Source organism: Streptomyces coryli, assembly GCF_011044975.1.
Classification (GTDB): Bacteria; Actinomycetota; Actinomycetes; order Streptomycetales; family Streptomycetaceae; genus Streptomyces; species Streptomyces coryli.
The window spans coordinates 17,426-32,733 of sequence record NZ_JAAKZV010000007.1 but is presented as its reverse complement, the minus strand read 5'-3'; the positions used below and the strand labels follow the sequence as shown (position 1 = coordinate 32,733).

Here is a 15,308-nt window from a genome sequence, read left to right as displayed (position 1 = left end):
TTCCTCGCAACTGATGATGTCTGGCAGCTGCGGACCCCGCGCGTCCCGCCGACCCTCCCCCTCGGGGGTCCGCGGATCGCTATCCGGGAAGGGTCAGCCTCGGGCGCCGTCGGCTGCTGCTGCTGCGAAGAAGTCCAGGGCAGCCTTCAGCGCGTCTGCTGCTGCAGACGTGGTCGCGGAGAAGGCGTGCCGGAACATGCCGCTGATGATCGCGCATGGCGGGGTGCGACGTCGAAGGGTTTTCTTCAGAGGTTCTTGAGCGCCTCGCGTACGGACAGCGGCGACAGCTCGCCGCGGTGCGCGGTGACGAAGGTGCGGACGGCCGCCGGATCGGTCTTGGCGTACTCGCGCAGGCACCAGCCGATCGCCTTGCGGATGAAGAAGTCGGGGTGGTTCGCGCGGCGCAGGCAGTAGCCGAAGAGGCGGTCGGTGTCGGTGGCGGCTTTGAAGCGGAGCTGGTGGAGCAGGGCGGTACGGGCGACCCAGAGGTCGTCGTCCTCGATCCAGCGGTCCATGTCGGCGGCCAGCTTCGGGTCGGCGGCGACGAGACCGCCGACGACGTGCGCGGCGAGCGCGTCCACCGTGTCCCACCAGGAGCGGTGAGTGATCAGCTCGCGCACGGTGGGCAGGAAGCCGGAGCTCAGCCGCTTCACATAGCGGCGCAGATAGTCGACGGCGAAGAGGTGGTACTCGCGCTCGGGCAGCTGCCAGCAGCGCAGCGCGATCTCCGCGCAGTCCTCCTCGTCCGGGCGCGGCAGCCCGGCCAGAACCGTGCGGTCGAGCGCGCGCCGCTCCGGGGCGGGGATGCCGAGGAAGGGGACGACGCCCTTCATGTACGCGACGGTCTGCTCGGCCCGTACCGGATCGGCGGCCGTCGGATACGCCGCCGTGAGCCGGGTGAGGACGGTGTCTGCCAGCATGCCCGCCACCGTAACGAGCCTGTCCCGGTCGTCTCCGTCACGGCACTCCGGACGTATCGTCGGTTAGGCTCCAGCGATGGACCGACCCGTCGCCGCTTCCGACGGCCTCCCCGCAGCCTGCCTCCGGGCCGTGACCCACCCGTGGTCCCGCCTGGGGCTGCTCGTCGCGCTGCTCGCGGCCGCCGCGGTCGCGGTGGCCGTCTTCCAGCCGCATGAGCTGATCTCCAACGGCCGGCTGCTCGCCGTCACCGGCGCGCCCGCGGTGGCGTTCTTCGGGCTCGCTTACGGACTGTGCACGGCGGCTCTCGTGCCGCGGCCCCTGCTGAACCTCGCCTCCGGTGCGCTCTTCGGCCTGCAGGGCGGGCTGGCCGCGGCGGTCGCGGGCACGGTGCTCGGGGCCGGGATCTCCTTCGGCCTCGGGCGGGTGCTCGGGCAGGCAGCGCTGCGCGGACCGGTGCAGCGGGCGCGGTGGCTGGCGGCGGCGGACCGGCAGCTGAGCCGGCGCGGCTTCCGGTCGATGCTGGCGCTGCGGGTCTTCCCGGGGGTGCCGTTCGCCGCGGCGAACTACTGTGCGGCCGTCTCCCGGATGGGGTGGACGCCGTTCCTGCTGGCGACGGCGGTCGGCTGCGTGCCGAACACGGCGGCGTACGTGGTCGCCGGATCCAGCGCCTCCGACCCCCTCTCCCCCGGCTTCTTCGCCGCGCTCGGCTTCATCGTGATCAGTGCGGGTGTGGGGGCGGGCGTGGCCTGGCGGCGGCGCCGGCGGGGCGCGGCGGCGCGGGCCGCGGCGCCGGTGGCCGACCCTGCGGTCGGCGTCCTCACCCCGGGCCCATAGGATCTCTTCCGGCCCCTGGCCCCGGCGACGCTTCGTTCCGTTTCGTTTCGTAAGGACTGTGCAGCCCCTCCTATGACCTGGTTCGAATCAGTCATCCTCGGTCTCGTCCAGGGGCTGACGGAATTCCTCCCGATCTCTTCCAGCGCCCACCTGCGCCTGACCGCCGCCTTCGCCGGCTGGCAGGACCCCGGCGCCGCCTTCACCGCGATCACGCAGATCGGCACCGAGCTGGCGGTGATCATCTACTTCCGCAAGGACATCGTCCGGATCATCTCGGCCTGGTCCCGCTCGCTGGTCAACAAGTCCCTGCGCGGCGACCACGACGCCAAGATGGGCTGGCTGGTGATCATCGGCTCGATCCCGATCGGGGTACTCGGCCTCGTCTTCAAGGACTCGATCGAGGGACCCTTCCGCGACCTGCGCCTCACCGCCACCACCCTGATCCTCATGGGCCTCCTCCTCGGCTTCGCCGACTGGCGCGCCTCCCGCGACGGCGACATCGGCGGCAAGCACCGCGCTCCCACTCAGCGCAAGTCCCTCCAGGACCTCAACACCCGCGACGGCCTCCTCTTCGGCGCCGCACAGGCGCTGGCCCTGGTCCCGGGCGTCTCCCGCTCCGGCGCCACGATCACCGGCGGCCTCTTCCTCGGCTACAACCGCGAGGCGGCGGCCCGCTACTCATTCCTCCTGGCGATCCCGGCGGTGTTGGCCTCGGGCCTCTTCGAGCTCAAGGACGTAGCGGAACAGCCGAACGTCCAGTGGGGCACGATCATCCTCGCGACAGTGATCGCCTTCTTCGTGGGCTACGCGGTGATCGCCTGGTTGATGCGCTTCATCACGACCCACTCCTTCCTGCCCTTCGTGATCTACCGCGTCCTGCTGGGCCTGCTCATCTTCGCCCTGATCCTCTTCGGCGTCCTGGAGCCGCACGCGGGCGAAGCGGTGCACTAGCAGGGCCGAAACGGAGAAAGGAACGTCATGCTCGTCGCATTCAGCGTCAGCCCGTCCGGCGACGACCCGGACGGCGGCGTCAGTGAGGCCGTGGCCCGGGCCGTGCAGGTGGTCCGGGACTCGGGCCTGCCGAACTCCACCAACGCGATGTTCACCAACATCGAAGGCGAGTGGGACGAGGTGATGGACGTCGTCAAACGCGCAGTTGAGGCCGCCGGCCAGGGCTCCGCACGGGTCTCCCTGGTCCTGAAGGCCGACATCCGCCCCGGCTACACCGGACAGCTCGAGGCGAAGGTCGAGCGGGTGGAGGACCACCTGCGCTGACCACCGCGCCTACTCCGACGACACGTCACGTCGGCGTGAACCGCACGGCGTCCGCGACCACATAACCGTCCGTGCCGTCCGTGCGGATGAGCACGCTGCCGCCGGTGCCCGCGGTGAAGTCCCAGCTCCCCAGCAGCACCCACTGGCCGCCCTGGGTGCGCTGGTCCACGGTCTTGGTGGTGGTGCCCGCACTGGTCTCCACGTCCACCGGCACGTTGCTAGCCCGGTTCGGGTCGGCGGTCCAGCGCAGCGCCACCGTCCACGTGCCGGCATCCGGCAGGTCAGGGCGGAAGCGGAGCCGGGTGATGCCCTTGTTGCCGTTGCCGTCGTGGAGGTAGTCGGTGCCGTAGTAGCCGGGGATGGAGGTGCTGGACGTCCAGACGCCGTCGGTCGTGACGCCGCTCGGTGAGGCGTTGTCGACCACGACCTGGCCGGGCACGGTCGGCGGCCAGTCCAGCAGTTGGCCGTCGGCGCGCAGGCGGGTCCCGAGATTCGCGTACGGGACGCGCTGGACCGGCGCGTTCGTGTCGATGGCCATGCGGGCCGCCGTCGCCGCCGACTGGGCGAGGATCATGAAGACCGGTTCCATGCGGATCGATCCGTACGCGATGTGCGAGGCCGCGAGCGCCACCGGGACGAGGAGGTTCGCGCACTGCGACTCGACGGGGACGATCGAGCGGTAGCTGATCCCGTACGGGGCGGGCACGCCGACCTGGACGTCGCCCTCGTTGCGGGCCGCGCCGTCGACGACCAGGCGCTGGCAGTTGTGCGAGTCCATCGTGTACGAAGCGAGCCCGACCGGGTCCGGCACCTTCACCCGGCCGCGGCACTCGTGCTCGGTCATCACGTACGACGACACCATCCGCCGCGCCTCGCGCACGTACAGCTGCGGCGGCCAGCCGCCGTAGCCGGTGAACTCATCCGCCGGCAGCCCCCACGCGCCGACCGATGTGCGGATCGACTCGGGCACCCGCGGGTCGTTCGCGAGGAACCACATGAAGCCCTGCTGGTAGGTGCGGTGCTCGACGGCAATCGACTCGCGCTGGGCGTACGAGCCCAGCGGATAGCCGTAGTTGAAGCCGATGTGGTCCGTCGAGAACGCGCCGTTGTTGTTGGAGTCGGTCTTGCCGCCGCCCATCTGCGTCGTCGTGAAGAACGGTCCGGTCCAGCCCGCCTGGATATAGCGCAGCAGCAGCTCGTAGCGCATCGGCTCGTAGCCGGACGGCTTCGGGAAGCGGATGCGGTCGGCGGCCTTGGTGAGGCACATGCGGTAGTTGTAGGCCTGGATCTTGTCGTCCGCGGTGCCGTTGGGCGCGAGGGCGGCGCTTGATACGCCCGGCAGCAGGCCGCTCGACGGGCTGCCCGGGGTCACGTACGGGTCCACGCGGTGGACGAACTGGTGGCCGGTGCGGTGCTGGACGCCGTTGAGGGTCTCGTCGTACTTGGCGTTGCCCTCGCGGCCCGTCGTGAAGGCCACTCCGGCCTTCGCCATCAGGTCGCCCTCGTAGGTGGCGTCGATGAACATCCGGCCGCGGTACGCGGTCCCGCCCGCGGTGATCAGCCGCAGCAGCCGGTTCCCGCGCTTCTCCACCGAGGCGAGCCGCGCCTCGCGCACCACCGGCACCCCCGCCTCGTCGAGCAGCTCGGCGAAGACGGCGGCGGCGACATGCGGTTCGAAGACGTAGCGGGCGGGCGAGTCCGGAGTGACCGGGGTGCCGTTGTACGCGGCGTGGATACGGCGGTAGAACTCCCCGGCGATCCCGCCGATGGCCCCGCCGTTCCCGGTGTCGGTGGCGCCGAGGCCGCCGGTGGTCAGGCCGCCGAGGTGCCGGCCGGGCTCCAGCAGCACCACCGTGGCGCCCATCCGCCGCGCCTGCACGGCGGCGGCGATGCCGGCGGAAGTGCCGCCGTACACCACCAGATCGGTGTCGGTCGGCGCGGCGGCGGCAGCGGTGCGTAACGTCCCGTCGAGGGCGAACGCGGCCGTCCCCGCGCCGGCGGCTATCAGCAGTCTGCGGCGCGTCAGCTCAGGTCCCATGAGCCAGAATTGTTGCCCAGAGCAACAGTGGTGGACAGCCCTGTGCGGTCATCACCGACGCCTCCGTCGCGCAACCGGCGCGCAAGCCGGCGACGCTAGCTTCGCGGTGGGCTTACGGCCCAGACCGAATCCCCCACCGTCGTCCGGGAGGATGTCATGCGCCGCCGCTTCACCGCGCTCGCGCTGTTCGTCATCGCAGCCGTCGCCGCCACCTTCCTGCCCGCCACCACCGTGCACGCCGCCGAACTCCCGCTCGGCAAGGCGCGGTTCACCATCGCCGTCGGCGGGCTGAAGGCCGGGTCGACGAAGAACTGGGTCCGGCTCGGCCAGTACACCTTCTCCGCCGACGGCAAGGTCAGCGAGACCCACTGGCACTGGTCGCAGACCAAGCGGGTCACCCGCGCCTCCACCGGCATCAAGGCGAGCGGCTGCACGGCCCGCGACTGCTACGTGCAGACGGCCGGCGGCTACCAGTCCACCGCCGCCTCCAGCACCCTCACCGGCACCTACTCCGTCAGCGGCGACCGGCTGCACGTCGCCTGGAACGGCGGGCAGACCGAGGACTGGACCCTCACCTCAAAGGCGGGCGGGGCGCTCGCCAATGCCGAGATCGCGGGCAGCAATTACGGCGCCACGCACGGCTTCGGCGCCGGCTCCAACTGGGCCTGGGACAAGCGGGTCCCGCTCGCGTCACTGGCCGGCACGGACTGGTCGAAGATGATCCACCGCTACTACCTGTGGAAGACCAGCGAGGTCAGCGCCGACCCGTATATCGATCACGGCGACGGCAGCCCCTTCTGGCTGCAGAACTGGAAGAAGTGCACCGAGGGCAGCTGCATCGGCGGCGAGACCAACGGCGGCGGAGCGGGCGCCACGGAGTACTACATCTCCCCCGCCCGCTCCCCCATAGGGCACCGCCGCGACACCCTGTGGGGCTGGCGGCTGCAGCACGCCATCGACCGCGGCGAGTACTGCTACAGCGGCAACTCGCACGTCAAGCCGATGCTGCAGGCCATCGACGACAACGGCACCTTCCACGGCTGGATCGGGGTCGAAGGCTCCCTGAATCAGACCTCGCCGGACCAGGGAGCCCTCGCCGACGACATCGGCGTCTTCCGCATCCTCGACTGATACGTCCTCAACGGACCACGTCGAAGACGTTCTTCTGCAGGCCGTTCGCGTACGACTCGGCCTCCACCAGCTTCAGGTGCTGGGTGTCCTTGTCGGTCTCGCTGAAGAGCCGCTTGCCGGCGCCGAGGAGGAGCGGGAAGACCAGCAGGTGGTAGCGGTCGATGAGGCCCGCGTCGGAGAGACCGTGGTTCAGCGTCGCGCTGCCGTGCATGACGATGTTGCCGCCGTCGGTCTTCTTCAGCTCGGCCACCTCGTCGAGCGAGCGCAGGATGGTGGTCGGGCCCCAGTTGTCGACGAGGTCGTCCTCCTTGAGCGTGGTGGAGACGACGTACTTGGGCTTGTCGACCAGGCTGGCGAACTCCTCCATCTTCGGCCAGACCGGGCTGAACGCCTCATAGCTGGTGCGGCCCAGCAGCAGCGCGGAGGTCTCGTCCTGCTCGCGGCCCTTGATCTCGAAGGCCTCCGGCACGAACTCGACGCCCTTGAAGGTCCAGCCCGAGTTGCGGTAGCCGGGCTCCCCGCCCGGGGCCTCGACGACGCCGTCCAGTGAGACGAAGGCCGTGCTGATCAGGGTGCGCATGTGCGGTCTCCTCTGTTGTTCGGTGAACCCGACTATGCATGACTGACTCCAGGTCGTACAGAAACTCATCGGTCCTGGAGGTTTCATGATCCCGACAGTGCTGGGCGAGGTCGGCAGCGGCGATCTCGGACGTACGTACATGCACGAGCACATCTTCATCGCCACCGCCGATGTGCAGGCCAACCACCCCACCGACTGGGGCGACGACGACACCCGCGTCGCCCAGGCGGCCAAGAAGCTCGGCGAGCTGGCGGCCCAGGGCGTCCGCACCGTCGTGGACCCGACCGTGGTCGGCCTGGGCCGCAACATCCCGCTGATCCAGCGGGTCGCCGAGCGCGTGCCCGAGCTCAACATCATCGTCGCGACCGGGATCTATACGTACGACAGCGCCCCGCTCTACTTCCGCTACCGCGGCCCGGCGCTGAACGACATGCTCGGCGCGGACGTGCCGGACCCGATGGTGGACATGTTCACCGCCGACATCACCGACGGCATCGCGGATACGGGCGTCCGCGCCGGGATGCTCAAGTGCGCGATAGACGCCGAGGGCATGACGCCCGACGTCGAGCGGATCATGCGCGCGGTGGCCCGCGCCCATCACCGCACGGGCGTCCCGATCACCGTGCATACGCACCCCACCACCCGCAGCGGCACGCACGTCAAGCGGGTGCTGTGCGACGAGGAGGGCGTCGACCCGGGCCGCATCGTCCTCGGCCACAGCGGCGATACGACCGACTGCGACCACCTCGCGCGGCTCGCGGATGCCGGCTTCGTCCTCGGCATGGACCGCTTCGGCATCAATGTGGACCTCACCTTCGAGGAACGGGCCGCCACACTGGTCGAGATGTGCCGCCGCGGCTACGCCGACAGCATGGTGCTCTCGCAGGACGCGGCCTGCTACAACGACTGGATCGACCCGGACGTCCTGCGGCTGCTCACCCAGTGGCACTACCTGCACCTCGGCGAGGAGGTGCTGCCGTACGTCCGCGAACGCGGCGTCACGGAGAAGCAGATCACCACCATGCTGGAGGACGTGCCGCGGCGGGTGCTGGCATCGTCGGACGGACGACGGAAGGGGAGCCGATGAGTCCGGAGCAGGGTTTGCGGAGTGCGGCACGGGAACGGGCGGCCTCGGCCGCGCGCTGGGGGCTCTCGCAGGGGCTGCCCCGCGGCGCGCTGCGGCTGGCGTCGCTGCGCGGGGATCCGGTCGCCCCGCTGCTGATGGACCCGGGCCGCGACGACGCGATGGCGATAGCCGACGGGCTCCGGCGGCGCGGTCCCGTGGTCCTCACCGGAGCGCTCGGGGCGGTGCCGGGCCACGCCGCCGCGAACGCGGTGCTGCGCAGCGACAGCTTCGGCGTCGGCGGCGGCCACGGTGAACTGCCGCCGCACCTGCGGCGGTTGCTCGACCGGGTCACGCGGGACCGGGCCCGCGGCCCGGTGGACCCGCCGTCGATGCTCGCCGTCGACCCGCCGCAGCACACGCGCTACCGCAGGCTGGTCGCGAAGGCCTTCACCCCGCGGCACGTAGCGGTGCTGGAGGACCGGATCGCGGAGACCGCGGACGAGCTGCTGGCCGCGCTGGCGTCGGTGGGCGGCTTCGACCTGGTCGCCCGGTACGCGTCGCAGCTGCCGGTGGCGGTGATCGGCGACCTGCTCGGCGTCGACCCCAAGGACCGGCAGGACCTGCTGCGCTGGGGCGACTCGGCGGCGCTGCTGCTCGATCCCGGCCTGTCCTGGCGCCAGTTCCGCGAGGCGGAACGGGCGATGGTGGCGCTAGCGGACTGGTTCACGGCGCATGTGCGCCGGCTCCGCGCGGACCCCGGCGACGACCTCCTGAGCCGGCTCGCGGTCCTCGGCGGCGACGACGCGCTCGACGAGGTCGAGCTGCGCGCCGTGGGCCTGCTGGTCCTGGCGGCCGGCTTCGAGACCACGGTCAGCCTGATCAGCAATGCGGTGGCCCTCCTCGACCGCCACCCCGCGCAACTGAGCAAGCTCAAGGGCGACCCGGACCTGTGGGGTAACGCCGTCGACGAGGTGCTGCGCTACGACTCCCCCGTGCAGCTCACCATGCGCGTCGCGTACGAGGACGCCGTCATCGAGGGCGTCCGGCTCGGCCGCGGCCAGTCGCTGATCCTGCTGCTGGCCGGCGCGAACCGCGACCCGGCGGTCTTCGACGACCCGCACACCTTCGCCGTGACCCGCCCCAACGCCGCCGACCACATCGCCTTTTCCTCCGGCGTCCACTACTGCCTGGGCGCGGGCCTGGCGCGGCTGGAGGCGCGGGTCGCGCTGCGTATGCTCTACGAGCGCTTTCCCGGGCTACGGGTGTCCGGGGTGCCGCAGCGCCGCAGAACCCGGGTGCTGCGCGGCTACGAGCGGCTGCCGGTGGCGGTGGGCCCGTAAGAACGGAGGCGTCGTGATCGAAGGCTGGGAGTGGGACGAGACCCTCTTCGCGGGCACGGCCGCCTATTACGAGCGTGGCCGCCTCCCGTACGCACCCGGGCTGGCGGATGCGATCGCCGGGGCGCTGCGCCCCGACCGGCGCGGGCGGCTGCTCGACGTCGGTTGCGGTCCTGGCATCGTCGCGCTCACGCTGGCGCACCTCTTCGACGAGGTCGTCGGCGTGGACCCGGACCACGGCATGATCACCGAAGCCGAGCAGCGAGCCGCGAAGGAGGGAGTCGCCGGGAAAACCGCGTGGCTGCAACTCCGCGCCGAGGAACTGCCCGCCGGCCTCGGGGCCATTGACGCGGCGGTCTTCGCCCAGTCCTTCCACTGGATGGACCAGCCGCGGGTGGCGGCGACCGTACGGGACATGCTGCGCCCCGGCGGCGTCCTGCTGCACGTCTCCGACCAGAAGGACGACCCCGGCGGCCCGGCCGGGCCCCCCCATCCCCCGGTCCCGCAGCCGGAGATCGACGCCCTCGTACGCTCCTGGCTCGGCCCGGTCCGACGAGCCGGCCGCGGCTCGCTCCCGCAGGGCACCCCCGGAGGCGAGGAGGCGGTCTTCGCGGCGGCAGGCTTCACGGGCCCGCAACACCTCGCCATCCCCGGCGGCCAACCACTGGAACGCACCATCGACGACATCGTGGCCTCGGTCTTCTCGATGTCCTTCGCCGCCCCGCACCTGTTCGGCGACCGCCTCCCGGACTTCGAAACCGAACTGCGGGAGCTCCTGCGGACGGCGTCCCCGGAGGGACGCTTCTCGGTGCGACAGCCCGGGGCCGAGGTCTATGTGTGGGGACGGTAGCGTCGCTGCTCGTGTATCTCGTGAGTTTCGCCCCCGGACGGCTGCCCCGCCCCTGGATCGCTGTCCCGGACAAGCTACCGAAGGGCTGTCGGTCATACGCCGCCTGGGGCACGTACGTGGCGATGGGCCGCTGGGAGGACGTGTACGGGATGCCTCGGCGCGACCGGCGTCTCCGGGGCTACCGCCGGATATTCGCCGAGACGGCGCGCCGCATAGGCGCACTGAAGAAGAACTACCCCGCGAGCGCCGGTTCCTTCCTCTACCAGCCGGACCCGTTCGTCAGCCCGGTGCCCGTCCACTACATGCTCGAGACGGCCGAGGACGGCGGGGTCGAGGAGCTGCGCGACAGCATGGGGCTCAACGATGGTGACGACGTCGAGCCGCCCCTGCTCGAGGCGTTCACCGGGCCGGGTGGCGCACCCGGCCTGCGGGCCCTGCGGCTGACGCGTTACGACGACGATGAGCCGTCGACCACGCTCGAGTACGTCTGGTATGTCGCGGACGCCGGAGTGGCCGTCGACCTGTGGTGCAACCCCGCCGGCCGCGACGAGGCGATGCGGATGCGTCCGGACATCGAGGAGCTCATCGCGGGGCTGACGGTCGTCCCCGACAAGTGAGGCCGCGCACACCTGTCGGATGAGCGACCCGGCGCGCCGAGGATTCGCGCTGCCGTCGATCGACAGGCAGCGCATCGCATGATCGCGACCATGCACCTCACCCGCTCCGACACGCGGCTGCTGGCCGTCGCCGTCGCCGCGATGGCCGCCGCGGCGGTCGCGCACTTCGCCAGTATCGGGGGCACCGTCGCCCCGTTCGCCGTCAGCGCGATCGCCCTCGCCCTGCTGGCCGCGCTGGTGGGGCGCAGTGTCGAGGCGCTCGGGGACCGGCTCGGGGCGGGGGCCACCGGGGTGCTGCAGAGTGCGCTGGGGAATCTGCCGGAGTTGTTCGTGGTGCTCTTCGCCCTCAAGAGCAAGCTGTACGAGGTGGCCACCGCCACCATCGTCGGCTCGATCCTCGCCAACGTGCTCCTCGTCCTCGGCCTCGCCTTCATCGCCGGCGGGCTCAAGAACGGCACGCAGAAGTTCGAGCAGGCGTCGGTGCGCCGGATCTGCCAGATGCTGGTGCTGTCGGTCGCCGCGCTGACCGTACCGGCGCTCACCGCACAGCTGCACACGCCGGCGGCCGGCCACGAGCGCACCCTGTCGATCGTGGTCTCCATCCTTCTTCTCCTGCTCTTCGCCGCGTCCCTCCCCGCCTCGCTGAAGCGCCCGGAGGGCGAGGCCGGACGGGTGAACGAGGCTCCCGCGGACCATGAAGGGCCGCGCTGGCCGCTCAAGGTCGCCATCGGGATGCTGGCTTTCGCGGGTGTGGCCGCCGCCTTCGTGTCGGACTGGTTCGTCGACGCGCTCACCCCCGCGATGGACTCGCTCGGCATCTCGCAGGCCTTCGCCGGTCTGGTGATCGTGGCCATCGCGGGCAACGCCGTGGAGAACGTCGTCGGCGTGCAACTGGCGTACCGCAACAAGCCGGACGTCGCCATGTCCGTGATCCTGCAGAGCCCCGTGCAGGTCGCGATGATGGTCGCGCCTGCACTGGTGCTGCTCTCTCCGCTGGTCGGCGCGTCGTTCACGCTGGTGCTGCCGCCGCTGCTGCTGGCCGTGCTGCTGATCGCCGTGTTCATCACGGTACTTGTCGTGCTCGACGGCGCCTCAGACTGGCTCGAGGGCGCGACGCTGGTGACGCTGTACGCGATGATCGCGGTCGCGTTCTGGTGGGGGTAGCGGGCGGCTGATCCGGTTGCCGCGCGGCAGCGCGGGAAGGGTGAGGCCATGTCGGGGATACGTCGCTTACACGCGCTCGCCGTGGCCGGAGTGCTGCTCGCCGTCCTGATCGGCTGCAAGCCACTGGACGACGAGAAGTCGTCCGGGAAGTCCTGGCTCACCGGCAAACCCAACGGCAACGGCCCGGTGCTGGCCGTGAAGGTGGACAACGTACGGGCCGCCCGCCCGCACACCGGCCTCGGCTCGGCCGACATCGTCTACGTCGAGCAGGTCGAGGCGGGGCTGACCCGGCTGCTCGCCGTGTACGCGTCCCGGATACCCGACGTGGTCGGCCCGGTGCGCAGCGCCCGCGAGTCGGACCTGGAGCTGCTGCGGCAGTTCGACCGCCCGGCGCTGGCCTACTCCGGCGCGCAGGGCAAGCTGCTGCCGCTGATCCACTCGGCGCCGCTGCAAGAGGTGACGGCCTCCTCGAAGGCGTACTACCGCGGCAAGGACCGCCCGGCACCGCACAATCTCTTCGTCCGCCCCGAGCGCGCCCTCGACGCCGCCGACGGGGCGAGCCGCGCGCAGGACATCGGCTTCCGCTTCGGCCCGACGCCGAAGGGCGGGCGGGCCGTGACCGAGGAGCGGGTCCGCTTCCCGGCGGCGGCCTATCAGTTCTCCTGGTCCGCCGACGACCGCCGCTGGCTGGTCGCGATGGACGGCGCCCCGGCCCGTACCACCGACGGCGGCCGGGTCTCCGCGGCGACCGTCGTGATCCAGAAGGTGAAGGTGCGCCCGTCCCGCTTCAGCGACCGCGGCGGCAACGTCACGCCGTACACCGAGACCACCGGATCCGGCTCCGCCGTGGTGCTGCGCGACGGGCGGGCGTACGACGCGCGCTGGTCGCGGCCGTCGGCCGGGGGCGGGACGACGTACACGGCGAAGGACGGCGGCCGGCTGCGGTTCGCGCCCGGTCCGGTGTGGGTGGTGCTGGCGCCGCGGTGATCGGGTTGGATGGCGGACAGCGCATCCGGCCGGAGATGAGGAGGCACCGTGGCCGTCAGGTTCATCCACGACTGCGATACGGGTTCCGACGACGCGGTCGCGATCTTCGCGGCCACGGCGCACCCGGAGCTGCACCCGATCGCCATCACCACGGTCAACGGCAATGTGGACGTGGCGCACACGACCGAGAACACGCTGCGGGTCCTGGACCACGCGGGCGCCCGGGTGCCGGTGTACGCGGGCGCCACGCGGCCGTTCGTACGGCCCGACTTCCCGGTCCCGCGCGCCGTGCTCAATCGGGCCAGCCAGCTTCACCCGGAGTACCTCGACTTCCCGGTGGCGGTGTCGCGGGCCGAGGACCAGGGTGCCGTCTCCTTCCTCATCGACGCGTACATGGATGATGCCAACGCCGATGTGGCGCTCGTGGCCACCGGGCCGCTCACCAACGTCGCCCTCGCCCTGGCCACCGAGCCGCGGCTGGCCGCGCGTATCCCGCGACTGGTGATCATGGGCGGGGCGCACGGCAATGGGAACGTCACGGCATCGGCCGAGTTCAACTTCTGGGTGGACCCGGAGGCCGCCGAGGCGGTCCTCAGCGCCGGCATCAGGGACGTCGTGATCGTCACGCTCGACGCCACCCACAGCGCGCCGCTGTCGGGCGCTGATTGCGACGTGCTGGACGGGATCGGTACGCCGGCCGCCCGGGGCGCCGCACAGCTCATCCGCCACCGCCTGGAGCACGACCAGGCCGCCGCCTCCGGGGAGGAAGGCGGCGGCGAGGTCGCGTCACCCGTGCACGACCCGATGACGGTGGCCTATCTCGTACGGCCAGAGCTCTTCACCGAGACCGTGCGGGCGCACGCGAGCGTCGAGACGAGCGGCGGCCGGACCCTCGGCGAGCTGATCGTCGACACCCGGCCGTGGTGCCCGCAGCCGCCCAACGCCACGGTCGCGCTGCGGGCTTCGGGACAGGTCTACCGCGAGTTCCTGCGAGCAGCGTTCGGTCAGCCCGCCTCCGGGTGAAAGGCGACCGCGCCCTTCGCGGGGAGGTCGAGCTTCGCCTTGCCGCCGGAGACGGTCACCTTGGTCTCGCCGTCGTCCAGCGCGTTGGCGTACGTCCCGTCGGGCACGGCCGTGCTGAACTCCGCCGTCGCCGCCGAGCCCGAGTTGTTGATCGCCACGAAGCCCTTCGCGCCGCGGCCGAAGCCGATCACGTTCGCCTGCGGCGACTGGAAGTCCGTCACGTCGGCGTCCCCGACCGCGGCCCGCCAGCCGACCATGCCGGTGACGCGCGGGTCGCGGTCGAGGCAGTACCAGCCGTCGCCGCACTTGGTGTCGGTGACGAACCCGTTGCCGTCGGCGGGCGGTGAGCCCTCGGGGTCGGTGAAGGTGAAGCCGGCGTAGACGGCCGGGGTGGCGCGCTTCCAGCCGAGCTGGAAGACGTTGGCGAGCACGGCCGTGTCGCCGTCCTTGTACGTCAGGTGGCGGCCGTTGCGCTCGGTGTCGTGGTTGGTGACGAAGGAGACGGCGTTCTCGCCGGGCAGCAGGTTGTCGCCGCCGAAGTCCTTAAGACTCGCGATGTCGCCCTGGAAGGCGGCCTTGAGCTGGTCGGCGTACGCGAAGTCGAGGACGTCGCCGCTGCCGTAGTACTCGTCGGGGGTGGGCGTCTTGCCCGGGTAGACCTCGTGGAAGACGTACGGCTTCGACCCGTCGGCGGTGGTCTGCAGGCCGTCGACGACCGACTGGAGCTCATCGGCCGGGATGTGCTTGGCGGCGTCCACCCGGAAGCCCGACACCCCCAGCTTGATCTGGGAGTTGAGATAGCCGGTGAGCTTCTCGCGTACGGACACGCTGGACGTCTTCAGGTCGGGCAGCTCGAGTAGCTCGCAGTGCTGGACCTCCCACTTGTCGTCCCAGTTGGTGATGGTGCGGTCGCAGGCGTCGACGTTGTAGTCGGCCTTCTCGTACATAGCGGGCCGGTATTTGTCGGTGACCTTGGTGCCCGCGTAGCCGGTGCCGGTCTGGGCGCCGGTGTGGTTGACGACCGCGTCCGTGTAGACCTTCACGCCGGCGGCGTTGCAGGCGTCGGCCATGGCGGCGAAGTCGGCCTCGCTGCCGAAGCGGCCGCTGAGCTGGTAGCTGTACGGCTGGTAGATGTCCCACCAGTGGCCGTCGGGGTGGGCGAGGGACTCGGCCGGCGGGGCCACCCATACGGCGCCGTAGCCGGCCGGGCCGAGGACGTCGGTGCACTCGCTGCCGACCGACTTCCAGTTCCACGACCACAGGTTGGCGATGACGTCCTTGGCCGGGTCCTCCGCCGCCGTGGCGGACGGCGAGGACAGGCCGGCCGCGGCGGCCAGTGAGGTGGCCGCGAGGGGCAGCGTGATCCGTCTGGTGAGCTGGCGCACGGGGGTCACTCCTTTACGGGTGGGGGCTGGTGAACCCTTCGGCTGCTGTATGCAAGATCTTGCACAAGCATCGGCGTGCGATCGCAAGGAGGACCGTAGA

The 15,308-nt window shown here is 71.1% G+C and carries 15 protein-coding genes; 11 read left to right on the top strand and 4 right to left on the bottom strand.

Features of this window, described 5'->3' with window-relative positions:
- Positions 1–245 precede the first annotated feature (245 nt).
- On the bottom strand, positions 246–920 hold the full coding sequence (locus tag G5C51_RS03495) for a DNA alkylation repair protein (RefSeq protein WP_165231355.1): 675 nt from the start codon (positions 918–920) through the stop codon (positions 246–248).
- Between the two features lie 76 nt (positions 921–996).
- On the opposite strand from G5C51_RS03495, the gene G5C51_RS03490 reads away from it, so the two are divergent.
- From G5C51_RS03490 to G5C51_RS03480, 3 genes are all read left to right on the top strand, one after another.
- A complete protein-coding gene (locus tag G5C51_RS03490) occupies positions 997–1,755 on the top strand; it encodes a TVP38/TMEM64 family protein (protein ID WP_165231352.1) in 759 nt (252 codons plus the stop codon).
- A gap of 72 nt (positions 1,756–1,827) precedes the next feature.
- Entirely contained in the window at positions 1,828–2,706 is an 879-nt protein-coding gene (locus G5C51_RS03485) for an undecaprenyl-diphosphate phosphatase (protein ID WP_165231349.1), read from the top strand.
- A 27-nt stretch (positions 2,707–2,733) separates the two neighbouring features.
- The gene (locus tag G5C51_RS03480; RefSeq protein ID WP_165231346.1) at positions 2,734–3,030 is read left to right on the top strand and encodes a thiamine-binding protein; all 297 of its coding nucleotides are present in this window, start codon (positions 2,734–2,736) and stop codon (positions 3,028–3,030) included.
- A gap of 25 nt (positions 3,031–3,055) precedes the next feature.
- Here G5C51_RS03480 and G5C51_RS03475 read toward each other — a convergent pair whose 3' ends face one another.
- A complete protein-coding gene (locus G5C51_RS03475; RefSeq protein WP_240929356.1) occupies positions 3,056–5,068 on the bottom strand; it encodes an FAD-dependent oxidoreductase in 2,013 nt (670 codons plus the stop codon).
- Between the two features lie 156 nt (positions 5,069–5,224).
- On the opposite strand from G5C51_RS03475, the gene G5C51_RS03470 reads away from it, so the two are divergent.
- A complete protein-coding gene (locus tag G5C51_RS03470; RefSeq protein ID WP_165231343.1) occupies positions 5,225–6,199 on the top strand; it encodes a hypothetical protein in 975 nt (324 codons plus the stop codon).
- A 7-nt stretch (positions 6,200–6,206) separates the two neighbouring features.
- Here G5C51_RS03470 and G5C51_RS03465 read toward each other — a convergent pair whose 3' ends face one another.
- The gene (locus G5C51_RS03465) at positions 6,207–6,779 is read right to left on the bottom strand and encodes a dihydrofolate reductase family protein (protein WP_165231340.1); all 573 of its coding nucleotides are present in this window, start codon (positions 6,777–6,779) and stop codon (positions 6,207–6,209) included.
- An 85-nt stretch (positions 6,780–6,864) separates the two neighbouring features.
- Here G5C51_RS03465 and G5C51_RS03460 point away from each other — a divergent pair, with 85 nt between their 5' ends.
- The 7 genes from G5C51_RS03460 (at position 6,865) to G5C51_RS03430 (ending at position 13,823) form a co-directional block, all read left to right on the top strand.
- Positions 6,865–7,866, top strand: a complete 1,002-nt coding sequence (locus G5C51_RS03460) for a phosphotriesterase family protein (RefSeq protein WP_165231337.1) — start codon at positions 6,865–6,867, stop codon at positions 7,864–7,866.
- Complete coding sequence (locus G5C51_RS03455; protein WP_165231334.1) at positions 7,863–9,185, top strand: cytochrome P450; 1,323 nt, start codon at positions 7,863–7,865, stop codon at positions 9,183–9,185. The genes G5C51_RS03460 and G5C51_RS03455 overlap by 4 nt, the downstream gene beginning before the upstream one ends.
- 13 nt (positions 9,186–9,198) lie before the next feature.
- Positions 9,199–10,032, top strand: coding sequence for a class I SAM-dependent methyltransferase (locus G5C51_RS03450; protein WP_338118000.1), 834 nt, complete (start codon positions 9,199–9,201; stop codon positions 10,030–10,032).
- Between the two features lie 11 nt (positions 10,033–10,043).
- Positions 10,044–10,649: a hypothetical protein gene (locus tag G5C51_RS03445; RefSeq protein ID WP_165231331.1), complete on the top strand. Its 606-nt coding sequence runs from the start codon at positions 10,044–10,046 to the stop codon at positions 10,647–10,649.
- A 78-nt stretch (positions 10,650–10,727) separates the two neighbouring features.
- Positions 10,728–11,813, top strand: a complete 1,086-nt coding sequence (gene cax, locus G5C51_RS03440; RefSeq protein WP_206313367.1) for a calcium/proton exchanger — start codon at positions 10,728–10,730, stop codon at positions 11,811–11,813.
- A gap of 48 nt (positions 11,814–11,861) precedes the next feature.
- Entirely contained in the window at positions 11,862–12,800 is a 939-nt protein-coding gene (locus tag G5C51_RS03435) for a DUF3048 domain-containing protein (protein ID WP_165231328.1), read from the top strand.
- Positions 12,801–12,848: 48 nt separating this feature from the next.
- Positions 12,849–13,823 (top strand): nucleoside hydrolase, encoded by a 975-nt coding sequence (locus tag G5C51_RS03430; RefSeq protein WP_165231325.1) that lies wholly within the window; start codon positions 12,849–12,851, stop codon positions 13,821–13,823.
- Here G5C51_RS03430 and G5C51_RS03425 read toward each other — a convergent pair.
- On the bottom strand, positions 13,805–15,208 hold the full coding sequence (locus G5C51_RS03425; RefSeq protein WP_338117999.1) for an alpha-amylase: 1,404 nt from the start codon (positions 15,206–15,208) through the stop codon (positions 13,805–13,807). The genes G5C51_RS03430 and G5C51_RS03425 overlap by 19 nt on opposite strands.
- Positions 15,209–15,308: the final 100 nt, after the last annotated feature.